Consider the following 14517-nt stretch of genomic DNA (forward strand, 5'->3'; position numbering starts at 1 on the left):
GGAGGGATGTGCGGGAGGTCAGCGCAGCGGCAGGTAGGCAGTCGCTTCGACCTCGATCAGGATGTCGGCCGTGGGCAGCATGCCGGTGACCTCCACCACGGTGGAGGCCGGCGGCTCGCCGGGGAAGAACAGCTTGCGCACGCGGCTGTACTGGGGGAAGTGGTCCAGGTGCTTGAAGTACTGCACCAGCTTGAACACGTCGGACATCTGGCCGCCCGCGGCCTCGATGGTCTGGCGGATGCGGTCCAGCACGTACCAGCTCTGTGCGAGGATGGGCCCCTCCTTGATGTCGCTGCTGAACTCGCCCGTGCGGCCGATGAGCGTGGCCGCCTCGTCCGGTATGTCGGCATAGCCGCGCACGATGCGGCTGGCGGCGGGGTCCACGGCGATGATGCCGGACAGGAACACCATGTCGCCCGCGCGGCGCCACGCGGCGTAGCGGGCCAGGGGCTGGGCGATGCCCGGGGTGGTGGCGGTGGAAGCGGTCGTCATGCAAGGCTCCGTGCTGGAAGGGGGGAGGGGGCCGGGGTGGCGTTCGCTACATGCCACGCAGCGCTGGCATGGCCGCCGGCCACGCGGCCGTTGCGCAGCACCACGCGCTGCTGCGTGCGTGAGGGAAAGCCCCAGCCATCGGCCTGGTGGAAGACGATCAGGTCGGCCGATGTGCCGGGCTGCAGGGGCAGCGCGTCGGGCCCGCGGCGCAGCCAGTCGCTGCGGCACAGGGCTTCGGACCAGCGGTCGAAGGGCGCGTCGAGCTGCGCGGCCAGCACGCCGGTGGCCAGGGCCTCCAGCGGGTCCAGGCTGCCCACGGGGCAGAAAGGGTCCTGGATGTTGTCGCTGGCCACCAGCACCGGGATGCCGCGGGCATGCGCTTCCTTGATGAGGGTGATGCCGCGCTGGCGCGGCGTGCGGCCGGTCACGGCGTCCTGCAGCAGCAGGTTGGTGATGGGCAGGGTGACCAGGGTGATGGGGCTCAAGGCCACGGCGTCCAGCGTGGCCAGGGCGGTGGCCTCGTCCTGCGCGGCCAGCGCGCAGGTGTGGCCGCAGACCACGTGGCCTTCGAAGCGCAGTTCCTGCAGCAGCCTGGCCGTGGTGGCCAGGCCCTGGGCGCCGGGGTGCAGTTCCTCGTCCACGTGCAGGTCCACGTTCAGGCCGTGGTGCTGCGCGGCCTCGAACAGGTGGCGCAGGGCCTGCGGGTCCCAGTTGGTGGAGTGCACGAAGCCGCCCAGCAGCGCGCCCGGGCCGCTGTCGGCCACGGTGGCGGCCAGCCGCATGGCGGTGGCGCGCTCGGTGTACAGGTGCAGGGGGATCAGGGCCACGCGCTCCAGCAGCAGGCGGCCGGCCCATTCGTGCGCCAGCGTGCGCAGCACGTTCCAGGCGAGCGGCTGGGCATCGGGCTCCCACCAGTCGCAGTGGGTGCGCAGGTGCACGGTGCCGGCCTCGTACGCCCACTGCAGGGCGCGGCTGGCGCGGGTGCGGATGTCGGCCTCGGTCCAGCCCTGGCGGTCCACCATCATGGCCTCGATGGCGCCCAGCAGGCCGGGCGTCACGGTGCCCATGCGCGGCAGGGTGAAGGCCTTGTCCAGGTGGGTGTGCGCATCCACCAGGCCGGGCAACACTAGGGCGCCGGCCAGATCCCAGATGGCGCCGGCCGGCGTGGGCTGCACGGGGCTGTGGGGGGCGATCGACTCGATGCGGCCCTGCACCAGGTGCACGTCGGCCAGCGCGGGCTGGCTGCCCTGGGTGGGCCACTGGCGCGGCAGCAGCCAGCGCGGCAGCCGCGCGCGCAGCAGGTGGTCGGGGGCGTTGGATGCGTGCATGGACAAGATCCCCTCAGGCAAAGCGCGCCATGGCCTGGCCCACGCGCGCCTTGAAGGCGGCCAGCCGCGGCGGCGTGGCCACGTTCATGTGGTAGTAGGCGTGGTAGTCCACTCGTGCCTTGCCGCCGGTCAGCAGGCGCATGTAGCGCGTGACGGACTTGCGCGGCGGATCGCCCATGAGCAGCGCCGTCCAGCGCGGGCGGCCATAGGTCACCACGGCCGAGATGCGCTTGATGTGCGTGAGCGAAGGCTTGACGTTGTGCGGGTCGCTGATGTCGAAGGCCACGCCGGGCATCAGCACCCGGTCGAAGAAGCCCTTGAGCATGGCCGGCATGCCGAAGCACCAGGTGGGAAAGCAGAACACCACCGCCTCGGCCCACAGCAGCCGGTCCACATAGCCCTGCACCGGCAGGCGGTTGCTCGGCACCTCGTGGTAGCCCAGGCGCTCCTCGCGGCTGAGCACGGGGTTGAAGTCCTCGGCATACAGGTCGCAGTCGTCCACCTCGTGGCCGGCCGCACGCAGGTTGCGCACCACCTCGTCGTGCAGAGCCGCGTTGTAGCTGGTCTCCACCGGGTGGCAATAGATCACGAGGATGCGCATGGCGGGGGCTCCTTCTTCAAAGGTCGAGCGTGAGCGTGGGCCCGTGGCTGCGCGCGCAGCACACGGCCACATGGGTGGCCTGCTCTTCAGGGCTCAGGCAGCTGTCGCGGTGGTCGGGCGCGCCGGCCAGCCAGCGCGTGGCGCAGGTGCCGCATACGCCCTGTTCGCGCAGCGTGTCGATGGCGATGCCGGCGAGCTGCAGCACATCGGCCATGCTTTCGCCAGGCTGCACGGGCAGCCGCATCTGGCTGCGCGCAAGCACCAGTTCAAAAGTCTGTTCCGTGGCGGGCAGCGGCGCTGCCGTGGCTGGGGTTTGCATGTTTGACCACTTGATTTGATCGATTGGTCAAACTATTGCAAATGCTGTGCCAGCAGGCTTTCGGGCCGTTGCTTGCTTTGCCCTGGGTCAAGGCGCCGTACAGGGGCTCTGCCACGCCCGCAAGCGTGCAGGCCTGTTCACTCTGGTGCGAAATCGGGTGCCAGGCCGCAGCCCAGCAGCACGAAATTGGTGAGCTCGCGCACGATGGGTTCGCGGTCGATGGTCTCTTCGGGCGCCAGGCCCAGCATGATGTGCACCTGCACGCCGTAGTCGGCGTAGTGCTGCGTCATGCCCCAGATCTGCATGAGCAAGAGGCGCGCGTCCAGCGGGCGCATGCGGCCCTCGGCGATCCAGCGGTCGATCAGGTCCACCTTCTGCTGGGTGGACTTCACGGCCACGGGCCAGTACCGGCCCAGGTTGCGCCCGCCGCCCAGCACCTCGGTGGTGAAGATGCGCGACAGCCCCGGATTGTCCAGTGCGTAGTCGAGCTTCTTGCGCACATAGGTGCTCAGCACCTTCTTGGGGTCGTCGCTCTCGCTGTCGAACTGGAAGGCACCTGACCAGCCGTTGAGCACCGAGTACAGCAGCTCCTCGTACAGCTCTTCCTTGCTGGCGATGTAGTAGTGCAGCTGCGGCTTGGTCAGGCCCGCGCGCTCGGCGATGGCCTTGGTGGATGCGCCCTTGAAGCCATGGCGGCTGAACTCGGCAATCGCCGCCTCGCGGATCGCACCCAGGATGCGCTCGCGCCCCTGCTTGGAGCGGCTGAGCAGTGCGCCGGAGACATTGCTGCTGCCATCGGCTTCGGGTTCGGTCATGGACGGGGCTTTGGGCGGCATGGTGGGCGATTGTCGCTGGTTGCTCAGAGCTTCCAGAAGCCCACGTGCGAGGCACTCGCTTCCGCGATGAGGGCCGGCCCGATGCATTCGATGGCGTGCGGCGATGCGGCGAACACGTCGCGGCACGACAGTTCGGCATCGCGCTGCTCGGCGCGTTCCCCACGGAACCCGCGCAGCCGCACCGCGTCGATGCCGAACACCACGCGGCCGATGCCCGACCAGAAGATGGCGCCCGCGCACATCACGCAGGGCTCGGCCGACGAGTACAGCGTGGCCTGGGCCAGCGCATCGCGCCCCACGCGCGGGCTGAGCTGGCGCACAGCATTGGTCTCGGCATGGCCGGTGCAGTCGCCGGTTTCAGTGGTATTGCAGTAGGCCTCGGCCAGCAGCCTGCCATCGGCGCCGATCGCCACCGCGCCAAAGGGCCGGTTGCCGCGTGCACGGGCCTTGTCGGCCAGGACGATGGCCTGGCGCAGGTACCTGCCTTCGTGCTCGTCGATGGTGGCCTCCTGCGGCAGCAGTGCGGCGGGTGCTGCGCTGCCGTTCATGCCACCACCTTGCGGTCGGTCAGGGCTGGCAAAAAGGCCGGGTCGAACACGCGCTCGGGCGCGGGCTTGCGCGCCAGGTTGAACACGGCCGCCACCTCCTCGATCTGGTGCGCCAGCACCGCGCCCTGCACGCCGCCCAGGCCCACGGCCTGCGATTCGGCCGTCTGCAGGTACTGGCGCGTGATGGCCCAGCGCTCGCGCTCCACGTCCATGTTCAGAATGGCCTCGCGCGCCTTGATGGCGGCAAACGCGGCCTCGGGGTTGGCCAGCGTCTCGCGCAGGGCGCGGTTGCTCGCGCGCAGGAATGCCTTGGCCACCTCGGGCTTCTCCTGCAGCAGCTTGCCGGCCAGCACGGCGTTGCCATACAGGTTCAGGCCCGCCTTGTTGTATTCGAGCACCGACAGGTCCTTGGGCGGCACACGCGCGAACAGCGACACGGCCGAGTCGTGGAAGTAGGTGGCGGCATCGACATCGCCGCGCACCACCACGTTGTCGCGCGCGCTGAAGTCGGTGGTCACCCAGTCGAACAGCTCGGGCTTGGTCTTGAGCGCGCGGGCCACCATGGGCCAGCTGCGGCGCGTGGCTTCCACGGCGGCCGCCGCCACCTTCTTGCCCTTGAGCGACTGGAAATCGGTGGTGATGCCGCGGTCCTTGCGGCCGATGATGACGAAGGGCGCGCGGTTGTAGTACTGGTAGATGGCCTGCACGGGCGTGTCGGCGTTCTGCGCGTGGAACTCGGCCAGCGAACTGATGTCGCCCAGGCCGATGTCGTAGGCACCCCTGGCCACGCGCGTGATCGACGCGACGGAGCCCGAGCCCACGTCGATGGTCACGTCCAGGCCTTCTTCCTTGAAATAGCCCTTGGCCTGCGCCAGGAAGAAGGGCGAGGTCTGGCTGGTCACGCGAAAGTCCAGCGTGAATTTGAGCGGAGTGAGCGCGCCCTGCGCATGCACCACGGCAGGCGCGGCCAGGCTGGCTGCGCCCAGCGTGGTGGCGATGGAGGAGGCGAGGGTGGTCGAGAGAAAGCGGCGGCGTTGCATCAACATGGTGGTGGCCCAGGTTCGGTGGAATGCCCTGCACCCACAGGCGTGTGCCGCCGCGGGACCGGGTCGAACTGAGCAATTTCCGGGCGCTACCACCCGCAAGGGATGGCAGCGCTGAACGCTTCTACTCGGCAGGAGCTGATGCAGAAAGCGTGCCCGGTGTCGCGAAAGCGCTGCGCCGTGCTGAGCGCCAGGCACGTTTTGCCCAGATCTTGCCTTGGCGCAAGCCGCTGCGGGGCCCCCTGTGCGATGGAGCTGGCAAGCGCTGGGCACGCATTTGCGGTGCGCAGGCTTGGTGCGCCGCTGCCCTGGTTTGGTGAGTGCCCGGGCCTTGGGCCGCATGGCGCGGTGCGGCTTTCCTATGGAGTGCGCGACGGCATTGCTGGCCTGCCGTTTGCTAGCATCCGGGGTAAGAGTAGAAGCGTTCAGTCCAGCCCATCCGCATTGCGTGGACCGGCTGGCGGGTCATTGCTCTTGAAGCCGGTGGCGGCTTGCGTGCGGTGCGTGGTGCCTGTTGAAGGCCCGCGCAGCCTGCGGGCCGTTGCCATTGTCCCCTTCAAGAGCCACATGGCGCCGTGCCGCAACTTCACTCCTTGCTGCGGCCTGCCGTGTGCCTTGTTGCCATTGACGACTCAACGAGGAAATCACGCCATGCACAGCACTGCCGCAAACCCAACTACATCCCCCGTCTACGAACCGACCGTCGCCCCCGACGTGCTGGGCGAGCTCGAAAAAGAATCGCGCATGGGCGGCGCGATGGACGGCGAGACCTCCACGCGCGAAGTGCGCTGCATCGACATCTCCGACTTCGACAACCGCAAAGAGGAAATCGCCGAGCAGCTGTGGAGCGCGTCGGTCGACATCGGTTTCTTCCAGGTAACGAACCACGGCATCCCCGTCGAGGACATCCGCGCCGCCTTCGCGCGTGCCGAAGCCTTCTTCGACCAGCCCCAGGCCACCAAGGCCCAGTGGCCCCTGTCGCGCAACGCCGGCTGGGAGCACAAGGCGCAGATCCGCCCCTCCACGCGCACGCCGGACCAGAAGGAGTCCTACCAGGTCACGCGCCCACGCATGGCGGGCCTCTGGCCCACCGAGGCCGAACTGCCCGGCTTCCAGGCCGCCACGCTGGCATTCGAGCGCCAGTGCTGGGAAGTGGGCATGCGCCTGCTCTCGTGCTTTGCCTACAAGCTGGGCTTCGATGCGGACTTCTTCACCCGCGCCCACGACCCCGACCTGCCCACCTACCAGAGCACGCTGCGCATGCTGCACTACTTTGCGGTGGATCCGGCGCTCAAGGACGAACTGGGCCTGTGGCGCGCCGGCGCCCACACCGATTTTGACTGCCTCACCCTGCTGTTCCAGCGCCCCGGCCAGGGCGGCCTGCAGGTGCTGCCCGGCAAGGAGGCCGAGGGCCGCCAGTGGACCAGCGTGGAGCCAGCCGAGGGCGTGATCACCTGCAATATCGGCGACATGCTCACGCGCTGGAGCGACGACCAACTGCCCAGCAACTTCCACCGGGTGCGCAACCCTCTGCCGCACGAGTACCAGGGCGCGCGCTACAGCCTGGCTTTCTTCTGCCAAGCCAATGAGGACGCGCTCATTGAAGGCCCGGCGAAGAAGTACCCGCCCATCACGGGCGCGGAGTACCTGCGCCAGCGCATCAGCGCGAACTTCTCGAATAGGTACTGACCACAACGCCGTGGGCTGTGTTGAATCGTCGCGGGGCCTCAAACGCGTCTCGGAAAATTTGATCCAAATACCTTGCTCCGCTTGCTGGATTGCCTCGTCTTGGACCAACGCCGTCAGCGTATGGAAATCACTTCCGCTTCGTATACATCAATCTGCGGAGCCTCCTCACACAAGCTTGCCATCGAGTGTGCGAAATCGCGCGAGGCTTCTACTCGGAAATGGGCCTGCAACGCGGCCAGGTCGCTCCAGCGCTCAATGAACACAAAGCGCAGCGGCTGCTGCACGTCGCGGCTCACCTCGTGGGACACGCATCCCGCCTCCATCCGGGAGCGCAGGACATGCTCCAGGGCCAGCCGCTCAACGGTGTCCTCCGTGTCCTTGCGTGCGATCACATGGCCGGTAACGATGATCATGGTGTGCCTTCCTGTCGTCGGTGGTTGAAATGATGATGCCGCGCTAGCGCGCGCTGGCGCCGCCGTCGATAGGGATGATGGCACCGGTCATGTAGCTCGAGGCGGGTGACGCCAGCAGCAACGCAAGCCCCTGGATCTCGTGCGGCTGGGCGATACGGCCAAGCGGGATGTAGGTGCGCATGCGTTCGGCGCTTTTCGGCAGGCGCAGGCGTCCTCCGTTGATGCCGGTGGCAAATGGGCCGGGGGCGATGGCGTTCACCAGGATGTTGAAGGGCGCCAGCTCGATGGCCGCCTGGCGCACGACGTTGTTCACCGCAGCCTTGGAGGCCACGTAGGCATATCCGGAGTGCGCCTCCGCCCGCAGCCCCGCGATGGACGAGGTCACGATGATTCGCCCCTGGCCCCGGGGCTTCATGTGGCGGGTGGCCGCGCGCAACGTGGCCAGCACGCCGCTCAGGTTCACCTGGAGCACCCGCTCCCAAGAAGCCGGGTCCACGTTCTCCAGGCGCCCAGGCTCCACCAGGAATCCGCGCCCGGCGCTCATGCCCGCGTTGGCGAACACGCAATCGATGGGCCCCTCTGCCGCCATCGCGTCGATGTTGCGGTCCACATCGGCGCCATCGCTCACGTCGATCACCCGCTGCTGCACCTTCGCGTGCGTCTTGCGCAGGCGGTGCACCTCGGCGTCCAATGCCTGGGCGTCGCTGTCGGACAGCACGACTTCCGCGCCCGCGTCCAGCAGGGCTTCTGCGATGGCCAGCCCGAGGCCACTGGCGGCACCGGTCACGAGCGCACGTTGGCCGGTCAGATCGAACAAGGAAGGCAACAAGGCCATGGCGGCTCTGCTGTGCATCAACGCTCCACCTGCAGGGGAATGAGGTGGTCCCAGCGCTCGGCAGCCTCGATCATGTAGTGCACGCTCAAGGTGACGCGTTGAAAGAACCACTGCCCATCCAGATGGATGTACTCGTCGTCAAAGCGGCCCACCACGTAGTAGCTCTTGCCGTCCCGCACGGGCCGACCGTCCAGGTAGCTGGACCCCGTGCCCCGGTCGCCCTGCACCTGCACGACATGGCTATGGATGAACTGCCGGGCCGATTGGACCGGAAACGCAGCGAAGAACGCGCGGATGTTGTCCCGGCCCCGCACCTCGGGACGCCCGCCGTAGGCCACGTATGCATCGGGGGCAAACAATTCGTAGAGGCGGTTCCCCGCATCCTCATTCACCATTTCGTGGTATCGGGCGCGCAGCGCGCGGATGGCTTCAATGCTCTCCATGCGTTCAACGCGTTCCGTGAGCGCTCGGACAAGGTCCTGCGAGGCTGAAAGGTCGGCTGGTGGGTGGACTGCGGTCACTGAAGACTCTCCTGGTGAATGTGGTGGAAATCGCCCATGATCTTTTGGCTGCGGTCCCTCACGGACGCACCTGTGTGGGCATGGGAATGACGTAGAAGCGGCGCGCATGAATCGCCTCGACCGCGGCGCGCGCTACATCCTCGGCACTGATGGCAGAAGCGGCCATGCCAGCACGCACCGCCAGTCGTCGTCCGTGGCATTCCAGGCTGTCCCGAGCACCGCCACGCCGGCGTTGTTGAATAGCCAGTCCACACCGCCCCACCGGTTCCAGCTGGCCTCGGCCAGCCCCTCCACGTCCGTGGCGTCGGACACGTCGCAACACTGCGCCAGGCAGGCGGCGCCTGCACCACCGCCATGCCTTCGCGGGCACAGGCCAGCGCGAGCGCGCGTCCGATGCCGCTGCCCGCGCCGGTGACAACGGCTACCTGTGGCGTCGGCATCAGAGACTCGCTCGGGACTTGCGGACCACCTCGCCCCACTTGGCGGCCTCGGCGGCCACGAAGGGGGCAAACTGCTCGTGCGGCATGCCCATCTTGACGCTCGAAACCGCGTCCAGCGACGCCGTGACCTCGGGCGAGTTCAGTGCCTGGCCCACCGCATCGGACAAGCGCTTGACGATGGGCGCAGGCGTGTTGGCCGGTGCAAAGACACCGCCCCAGTTCATGGCCACCACGCTGGGGATTCCGGCCTCGGCCATGGTGGGCACATTGGCGAGCACGGCCAGGCGGCTGGTGCTGGTGACGACCAGCGCGGCAATTTTCCCGTCCCGGATCTGCGCCCGGGAGGTCTGCACGTAGTCGAACATCACATCGAGGTTGCCGGCGATCAGATCGACCATGGCCGCCGTGCTCGACTTGTAGGGGATATGGTTGAAGCGCGCGCCGGTCTGGGTTTGCAATAGTTCCAGGCAAAGGTGCGCTGACGTACCGTTGCCACCAGACCCAAAGTTGAGTTTTCCTGGTTTCTGCTTGCCGAACGCGATCACATCGGCCATGGTGCTGAACTTCAGGCCTGGATGGGAGACCAGAACGTTGGCGTTCCCCGTCAGACCGTGGATGGCCACGAAGTCCTTGACCGGGTCGTAGCGGATGTTCTTGAAGAGGGCGGTGTTGGTGCCCTGCGTGCCCTGCGTTCCGACCAGGAGGGTGTACCCGTCGGGCGCCGCACGGGCCACGAATTCGGCGCCGATGGACCCGCTCACACCGACCCGGTTGTCGATGACCATGGGCTGGCCCAGGTTGTCGCTCAGCGCCCGTGCGATCAAACGGGCCTGGACATCGACCACGCTTCCCGCGGAGAAGGGCACGACCAGTGTGATGGGGCGCTGCGGGTAAGCGTTCTGTGCAAATGCCGAGGGCGAGAGTGCCAAAGCACCCATGGATGCCGAGAAGTGGCGGCGGTTCATCATGGTCTTGTCTCCTTGTTGTGTGTTCGGCAGTGCCGCGTGTGAATGCAGCACCTCTCACCACATGATCGGAACCGAAGTGGCTTGCTGGAGCGTTTCGCCCTGCTTCAAACCATCGCGAACCCGCCGGATGCACCGATGGTCTGCCCCGTGATGAACAGCGCGCGGTCTGACGCCAGGAACGCGACGATGCCGGACACATCCGTTGGGCGGGAGAGGCGCCCCACGCCCTTGGAGATGGGGTATGCGTTGAGCATCTTGCCCAGCAGCTCGTTGTTTTCCACCGTGGCGTGGATGTTCAGCGGGCCGTCCTTGATGCCCTCGTGGGACACGGCGCCAAGGGCCACCGAGTTGACCGTGACGGCGTGGCGGCCGTGCTCCCGCGCGAGGGCCTTGGCGAACCCGGCAATCGCCGCCTTGGCGCCCGAGTAAACGGCCATGTTGGCCTCGCCGATGCGGCCTGCTTCCGAGATGATGTTGATGATGCGGCCCGTCTTGCGCCCGACCATGCCGGGCAGCACGGCGCGGCAGCAGTGCATGGTGCCGTAGACGTTGAGGTTCACGATCTTGGCCCAGTCCACCACGGGTGTATCCACGAAGGCGGGTGTGCGGCCACCTTTCTCGCGGCGCTCGGGAATGATCCCCGCGTTGTTCACCAGCACGGTGACGGGCGCGCCGAAGTGCTGGGCAGCACCTGCCACCATGGCATCGACCTCCTCCAGTTGGGTGATGTCCGCAGGCGCTGCATAGGCCTTTCCGCCAGCGGCGTTGATTTCATCAACCACCGCTTGGGCACGCTCGGCAAAAAGGTCGTTCACCACCACGCGCGCCCCTTCGGCTGCGAGTTCGATGCAAATTTGCCTGCCCACGCCTTGTCCGCCGCCAGTGACGAGAGCGACCTGTCCGTTCAATCCGAGTTCCATGGGATTCCTTTCGTGCGTGTTGTCTGAATGAAGTCACCAGTGCGGTATTGCACTAGCCGGTATTGCACTAGCGTCCTTTGAATTGGGGTTCGCGTTTCTCGACGAAGGCGCGCATGCCCTCGATGCGGTCTTCGCTGTCCACGATCATTGCGGCCGCGTAGCGTTCGTACTCCAGGCCCGAGTCCAGGTCGGTCTGCATGCCGCGGTTGATGGCGCGCTTGGCGAAACGGACTGCCAGCGGGGGGTGTTGCGCTATGCGCTGGGTCAGTTCCAGCGCAGCCGTCATCAGCTCGGCCTGCGGCACCACACGGCTGACCAGGCCGTAGCGCAGCGCCGTCTCTGCATCCACCAGGTCGGCCGTCAGGATCAGTTCCTTGGCCCGGGCTTCACCCACCAGCCGTGGCAGCCGCTGCGTGCCACCGGCCGCCGGGATGACTCCCAGCTTGATTTCTGGCAAGCCGAAGCGCGCGTGGGAGGCCGCGATGCGCAGGTCACAGCACAGCGCAATCTCCAGCCCGCCGCCCAGGGCCACGCCGTTGATGGCAGCGATGACGGGCTTCTCGAACTCTTCGATGTTGCGAAACAGTTCGTGGGTCGCCTTCTGGCGCACGAAGTATTCCGTGCCGCGCACCACATCGGTGGCGCGCTCCTTGATGTCGGCGCCCGCGCAGAACGCCTTGTCGCCGCTGCCGGTGATCAGAACCGCGCGCACTTGGTCGTCGTTGCGGGCCAGTTCGAAGAAGGCGCGGGCGAGGTCGGGCTTCATCGTGCTGCCCAGCGTGTTCATGCGGTCGGGCCGGTTGAGGGTGATCACGGCCACGCGGTCGCGCACCTCATAGAGCAATGTGCCCAGGTCCTGGATGTCAGGGGTAGTCATTGGATTGCTTTCCACAAAGAAGTGTGCGGCGCCGTCAGGCCGATGCCGACAGCACGTGGGCGACGGAGACCGAGCCGAGCCCGATCATGTGGGCCATGCCCCAGCGCGCGTTGGGGTGCTGGCGACCCTCCGCCTCGCCCCGCAGCTGACGCGTGATTTCTGCCAACTGGCCGATGCCCGTGGGCCCGAGTGGGTGGCCCATGCCGATCAGGCCGCCCGATGCATTGATGGCGCAGCGGCCACCGATGTGCGAATCGCCACGCGCCAGATAGCGGGCGCCCTCGCCTGGGTCGCACACACCGATGGCTTCGCTGTACAGCAGCTCTTCCACGGAGAAGGCGTCGTGCAGCTCCAGCAGGTCGAGCTCCTTGGGTGCAATGCCTGCTTGGTCAAACGCGGCCTGCGCGCTGGTGCGGACCAGCTCCACGGCGCTGTCGCCGTATTGCATCTCGGGGCGCTCGCTGCCTGCGACGGAAGCCTTCACGCGCACGCAGCGCCGCGCATCCAGTCCCAGCTTTCGGATGGCGTTGCCAGAAACCAGCATCACCGCCGCGGCCCCTTCGCCGCGTGGACAGCATTGCTGCACCGTGAGGTCGCCCACCACGCGCGGCGATGCGAGCACCTGCTCCAGCGTCCGGGGCTTGCGAAACTGAGCAAACGGATTGCGCGCTGCGTTGCCGTGGTTCTTCACCGCCACGCCGGCCATCTCCTCCACGGAGGCGCCGCGCTCGCGCAGGTAGGTGCGCGCCATCATCGCGAACTTCACCGCCGGAATGGTGGCGGTCTCGCTGAGCCTTTCCAGTCCGTCCTTGTTGGCAGCGCGGCGCCCGTCACCGTGCTTGTCCACGCCCCCCGCCAGCACCACATCGCTCATGCCGCTAGCCACCTCCATGCATGCCTGCCGGAAAGCGAACGATCCAGAGGCCGACGCGTTTTCCACCTGCGTCACCGCCAGACCCGTGGATCCCAGGTGGCGCAGCATCACGCGGCCGGCGGCCATGCCAATCGAGGTTGTGCCCACGTAGGCACTCTGCACACGGGCCCAGGAAACACCCGAGTCCTCGAGTGCGGCACGCACAGCCCTGAGGCCCAGCTCGGTGTAAGGTGTCTCGGTGGGGAACTGATAGGGGTGCAGACCGACACCGGCGATGAACACACCGCCATGGGCATCCAGCCAGTTGCCTGAAGTGGATTGATTGGTATTGCTCACTGCACGGCTCCTTCATTCGCGGGTACAAAGCGGCAGGCGTAAACACCTTCTTCCCGCTTCACCTCGGCAACGGCACGAACCGCCATGCCGTGCTTCAGCGCCGTCTCGTCCCCAACGGCCATCACACCTTCTTCGACGATGCCGGGCGCGATGCGGATGTCTCCAGCAATGCTGGGCGCCGCCATGCCAGGCAACAGCGGCACGTGCAGGGTCACGAACTCCAGCAACTCTCCTCCCCCCGGGCGCGTGACGCGTTGCGCTCCGCTCAGCGGGTCTCCGCAGTGCATGCATCCCGGTGCGTTGGCAGGAAAACTCATCCCACCGCAGGCGCCGCACTGCGCAAAGAAGAAGTTGAGCGAGTGGCCGTCATCAGCCAGCTCATACAGAGTCGGCTGCAACGGCTTCAAGGAGGTCTTTGAATCGGTCATAGAAAGAAGGGGGTGAAAGGGAAAGGTGGGGGGGCGGGCATGTAGTGCCCGCGACCCCGTCAATCGAGCTTGGCGCCCGACTGCTGAACAACCGCACGCCACCGGGTCATCTCCGATTTCACGAAGGCACCCAGCTTGGCGTCGCGCAGGCCGGCGAGCGGGACACTGCCGAATTTCTCGGTGGCTTGCAGCATTTCGGGGTGAACGATGGCCTTGGCGATCTCGTCGCCCAGGCGCTTCACGATGTCCGGCGGCGTCTTGGTCGGAACGAACACCGCGCCCCAGGCCGTGGATTCCGCTTCGGGAACGCCCAGCTCGCCCACGGTGGGCACGTCGGGGGAGCTGGACAAACGCTTTTTGGAGGTGACCGCCAGCGCCTTGAGCTTGTTCGCCTGCACCTGGGGCAACACCACCGCCGGGTAGTCGAACATCAGGTCGATGCTCCCGGCCATCAGGTCGCTCAGTGCCGGCGCGCTGCCGCGGTACGGCACATGGGTCATCTTGATGCCCGCGGCGGTCTGGAACAACTCGGCCGTCAGGTGGGTGCCCGTGCCTGGACCGGCGGAGCCGTAGTTGAGCTTGCCGGGATTGGCCTTGGCATAGGCAATCAGCTCGGGCACCGTCTTGAACGGGCGTGAGGGGTTGATCACCAGCATGAGCGGTGTTTCGGACATGGCATGCACGGGCACGAAGTCCGTCACGGGGTCGTAGCGCACGTTCTTGTACAGCGCCAGATTGGCGCCATGCGTTCCCTGCGTGCCGTAAATGATGGTGTAGCCGTCTGGCGGCTGGCGCGAAGCCGACTCCACACCGATGGAGCCACCGGCACCGGGACGGTTGTCCACCACCACCGACTGTCCCAGCTGTGCGCTGAGCAGCTTGGCCAAAAGCCGCGACGTGTTGTCCGTGATGCCCCCGGGTGGGAACGGCACCACGAAGGTGATGGGCTTGCTCGGCCACGCATCTCCTGCTGCATGCAGGACGCCAAAGGCCAACGAGGCAATGACAAAAACAATCAGTTCTCGGAAGGTTCTACGCATGCTTGTCTC

The 14517-nt window shown here is 66.9% G+C and carries 18 protein-coding genes; 1 reads left to right on the forward strand and 17 read right to left on the reverse strand.

Annotated elements, in window-relative coordinates; all coding sequences use genetic code 11:
- Positions 1-18: 18 nt before the first annotated feature.
- The 7 genes from AC07OD_RS20515 to AC07OD_RS20545 all read right to left on the reverse strand — a co-directional run bounded on the left by AC07OD_RS20515 (position 19) and on the right by AC07OD_RS20545 (position 5164).
- The gene (locus AC07OD_RS20515; protein WP_494597914.1) at positions 19-492 is read right to left on the reverse strand and encodes a RidA family protein; all 474 of its coding nucleotides are present in this window, start codon (positions 490-492) and stop codon (positions 19-21) included.
- Complete coding sequence (locus AC07OD_RS20520) at positions 489-1820, reverse strand: amidohydrolase family protein (RefSeq protein ID WP_494597915.1); 1332 nt, start codon at positions 1818-1820, stop codon at positions 489-491. The genes AC07OD_RS20515 and AC07OD_RS20520 overlap by 4 nt, the downstream gene beginning before the upstream one ends.
- 13 nt (positions 1821-1833) lie before the next feature.
- Positions 1834-2421: an NAD(P)H-dependent oxidoreductase gene (locus AC07OD_RS20525; RefSeq protein ID WP_218340396.1), complete on the reverse strand. Its 588-nt coding sequence runs from the start codon at positions 2419-2421 to the stop codon at positions 1834-1836.
- 16 nt (positions 2422-2437) lie between these two features.
- Complete coding sequence (locus AC07OD_RS20530; protein ID WP_218340395.1) at positions 2438-2740, reverse strand: 2Fe-2S iron-sulfur cluster-binding protein; 303 nt, start codon at positions 2738-2740, stop codon at positions 2438-2440.
- 137 nt (positions 2741-2877) lie between these two features.
- Positions 2878-3555, reverse strand: a complete 678-nt coding sequence (locus AC07OD_RS20535; RefSeq protein ID WP_218340394.1) for a TetR family transcriptional regulator C-terminal domain-containing protein — start codon at positions 3553-3555, stop codon at positions 2878-2880.
- A 44-nt stretch (positions 3556-3599) separates the two neighbouring features.
- Positions 3600-4124, reverse strand: a complete 525-nt coding sequence (locus tag AC07OD_RS20540; RefSeq protein ID WP_494597916.1) for a nucleoside deaminase — start codon at positions 4122-4124, stop codon at positions 3600-3602.
- Positions 4121-5164: an ABC transporter substrate-binding protein gene (locus AC07OD_RS20545; protein WP_494597979.1), complete on the reverse strand. Its 1044-nt coding sequence runs from the start codon at positions 5162-5164 to the stop codon at positions 4121-4123. Before AC07OD_RS20545 ends, AC07OD_RS20540 begins: the two co-directional genes overlap by 4 nt.
- Before the next feature lie 747 nt (positions 5165-5911).
- On the opposite strand from AC07OD_RS20545, the gene AC07OD_RS20550 reads away from it, so the two are divergent.
- A complete protein-coding gene (locus AC07OD_RS20550; protein WP_494597980.1) occupies positions 5912-6856 on the forward strand; it encodes an isopenicillin N synthase family dioxygenase in 945 nt (314 codons plus the stop codon).
- A 113-nt stretch (positions 6857-6969) separates the two neighbouring features.
- Here the strand turns inward: AC07OD_RS20550 and AC07OD_RS20555 are convergent, their stop codons facing one another.
- The 10 genes from AC07OD_RS20555 to AC07OD_RS20600 form a co-directional block, all read right to left on the reverse strand.
- Positions 6970-7269, reverse strand: a complete 300-nt coding sequence (locus tag AC07OD_RS20555) for a putative quinol monooxygenase (RefSeq protein ID WP_218340392.1) — start codon at positions 7267-7269, stop codon at positions 6970-6972.
- A 43-nt stretch (positions 7270-7312) separates the two neighbouring features.
- Complete coding sequence (locus AC07OD_RS20560; RefSeq protein ID WP_494597917.1) at positions 7313-8104, reverse strand: SDR family NAD(P)-dependent oxidoreductase; 792 nt, start codon at positions 8102-8104, stop codon at positions 7313-7315.
- Between the two features lie 17 nt (positions 8105-8121).
- Positions 8122-8625: a nuclear transport factor 2 family protein gene (locus AC07OD_RS20565; RefSeq protein ID WP_369641589.1), complete on the reverse strand. Its 504-nt coding sequence runs from the start codon at positions 8623-8625 to the stop codon at positions 8122-8124.
- 132 nt (positions 8626-8757) lie between these two features.
- Positions 8758-8937, reverse strand: a complete 180-nt coding sequence (locus AC07OD_RS20570; protein ID WP_494597918.1) for a hypothetical protein — start codon at positions 8935-8937, stop codon at positions 8758-8760.
- A gap of 127 nt (positions 8938-9064) precedes the next feature.
- Entirely contained in the window at positions 9065-10033 is a 969-nt protein-coding gene (locus tag AC07OD_RS20575) for a Bug family tripartite tricarboxylate transporter substrate binding protein (protein ID WP_494597919.1), read from the reverse strand.
- 104 nt (positions 10034-10137) lie between these two features.
- On the reverse strand, positions 10138-10953 hold the full coding sequence (locus AC07OD_RS20580) for an SDR family NAD(P)-dependent oxidoreductase (protein WP_492254657.1): 816 nt from the start codon (positions 10951-10953) through the stop codon (positions 10138-10140).
- A gap of 67 nt (positions 10954-11020) precedes the next feature.
- Positions 11021-11830 carry an enoyl-CoA hydratase/isomerase family protein gene (locus AC07OD_RS20585; protein ID WP_218293363.1) on the reverse strand — a complete coding sequence of 270 codons (810 nt, stop codon included), beginning with the start codon at positions 11828-11830 and terminating at the stop codon, positions 11021-11023.
- Positions 11831-11864: 34 nt separating this feature from the next.
- A complete protein-coding gene (locus AC07OD_RS20590) occupies positions 11865-13040 on the reverse strand; it encodes a thiolase family protein (protein ID WP_494597920.1) in 1176 nt (391 codons plus the stop codon).
- Positions 13037-13468 carry a PhlB family protein gene (locus AC07OD_RS20595; RefSeq protein WP_255591222.1) on the reverse strand — a complete coding sequence of 144 codons (432 nt, stop codon included), beginning with the start codon at positions 13466-13468 and terminating at the stop codon, positions 13037-13039. Before AC07OD_RS20595 ends, AC07OD_RS20590 begins: the two co-directional genes overlap by 4 nt.
- 59 nt (positions 13469-13527) lie before the next feature.
- Positions 13528-14508 carry a Bug family tripartite tricarboxylate transporter substrate binding protein gene (locus tag AC07OD_RS20600; RefSeq protein WP_492254660.1) on the reverse strand — a complete coding sequence of 327 codons (981 nt, stop codon included), beginning with the start codon at positions 14506-14508 and terminating at the stop codon, positions 13528-13530.
- Positions 14509-14517 lie beyond the last annotated feature (9 nt).

Source organism: Acidovorax sp. GW821-FHT10E03, from assembly GCF_059415205.1.

What these genes read in the sequence shown, in the direction of transcription:
- AC07OD_RS20515 (WP_494597914.1), bottom strand. Translation starts at nt 492, where the DNA reads ATGACGACCGCTTCCACCGCCACCACCCCGGGCATCGCCCAGCCCCTG.
- AC07OD_RS20520 (WP_494597915.1), bottom strand. Translation starts at nt 1,820, where the DNA reads ATGCACGCATCCAACGCCCCCGACCACCTGCTGCGCGCGCGGCTGCCG.
- AC07OD_RS20525 (WP_218340396.1), bottom strand. Translation starts at nt 2,421, where the DNA reads ATGCGCATCCTCGTGATCTATTGCCACCCGGTGGAGACCAGCTACAAC.
- AC07OD_RS20530 (WP_218340395.1), bottom strand. Translation starts at nt 2,740, where the DNA reads ATGCAAACCCCAGCCACGGCAGCGCCGCTGCCCGCCACGGAACAGACT.
- AC07OD_RS20535 (WP_218340394.1), bottom strand. Translation starts at nt 3,555, where the DNA reads ATGACCGAACCCGAAGCCGATGGCAGCAGCAATGTCTCCGGCGCACTG.
- AC07OD_RS20540 (WP_494597916.1), bottom strand. Translation starts at nt 4,124, where the DNA reads ATGAACGGCAGCGCAGCACCCGCCGCACTGCTGCCGCAGGAGGCCACC.
- AC07OD_RS20545 (WP_494597979.1), bottom strand. Translation starts at nt 5,164, where the DNA reads ATGCAACGCCGCCGCTTTCTCTCGACCACCCTCGCCTCCTCCATCGCC.
- AC07OD_RS20550 (WP_494597980.1), top strand. Translation starts at nt 5,912, where the DNA reads ATGGGCGGCGCGATGGACGGCGAGACCTCCACGCGCGAAGTGCGCTGC.
- AC07OD_RS20555 (WP_218340392.1), bottom strand. Translation starts at nt 7,269, where the DNA reads ATGATCATCGTTACCGGCCATGTGATCGCACGCAAGGACACGGAGGAC.
- AC07OD_RS20560 (WP_494597917.1), bottom strand. Translation starts at nt 8,104, where the DNA reads ATGGCCTTGTTGCCTTCCTTGTTCGATCTGACCGGCCAACGTGCGCTC.
- AC07OD_RS20575 (WP_494597919.1), bottom strand. Translation starts at nt 10,033, where the DNA reads ATGATGAACCGCCGCCACTTCTCGGCATCCATGGGTGCTTTGGCACTC.
- AC07OD_RS20580 (WP_492254657.1), bottom strand. Translation starts at nt 10,953, where the DNA reads ATGGAACTCGGATTGAACGGACAGGTCGCTCTCGTCACTGGCGGCGGA.
- AC07OD_RS20585 (WP_218293363.1), bottom strand. Translation starts at nt 11,830, where the DNA reads ATGACTACCCCTGACATCCAGGACCTGGGCACATTGCTCTATGAGGTG.
- AC07OD_RS20595 (WP_255591222.1), bottom strand. Translation starts at nt 13,468, where the DNA reads ATGACCGATTCAAAGACCTCCTTGAAGCCGTTGCAGCCGACTCTGTAT.
- AC07OD_RS20600 (WP_492254660.1), bottom strand. Translation starts at nt 14,508, where the DNA reads ATGCGTAGAACCTTCCGAGAACTGATTGTTTTTGTCATTGCCTCGTTG.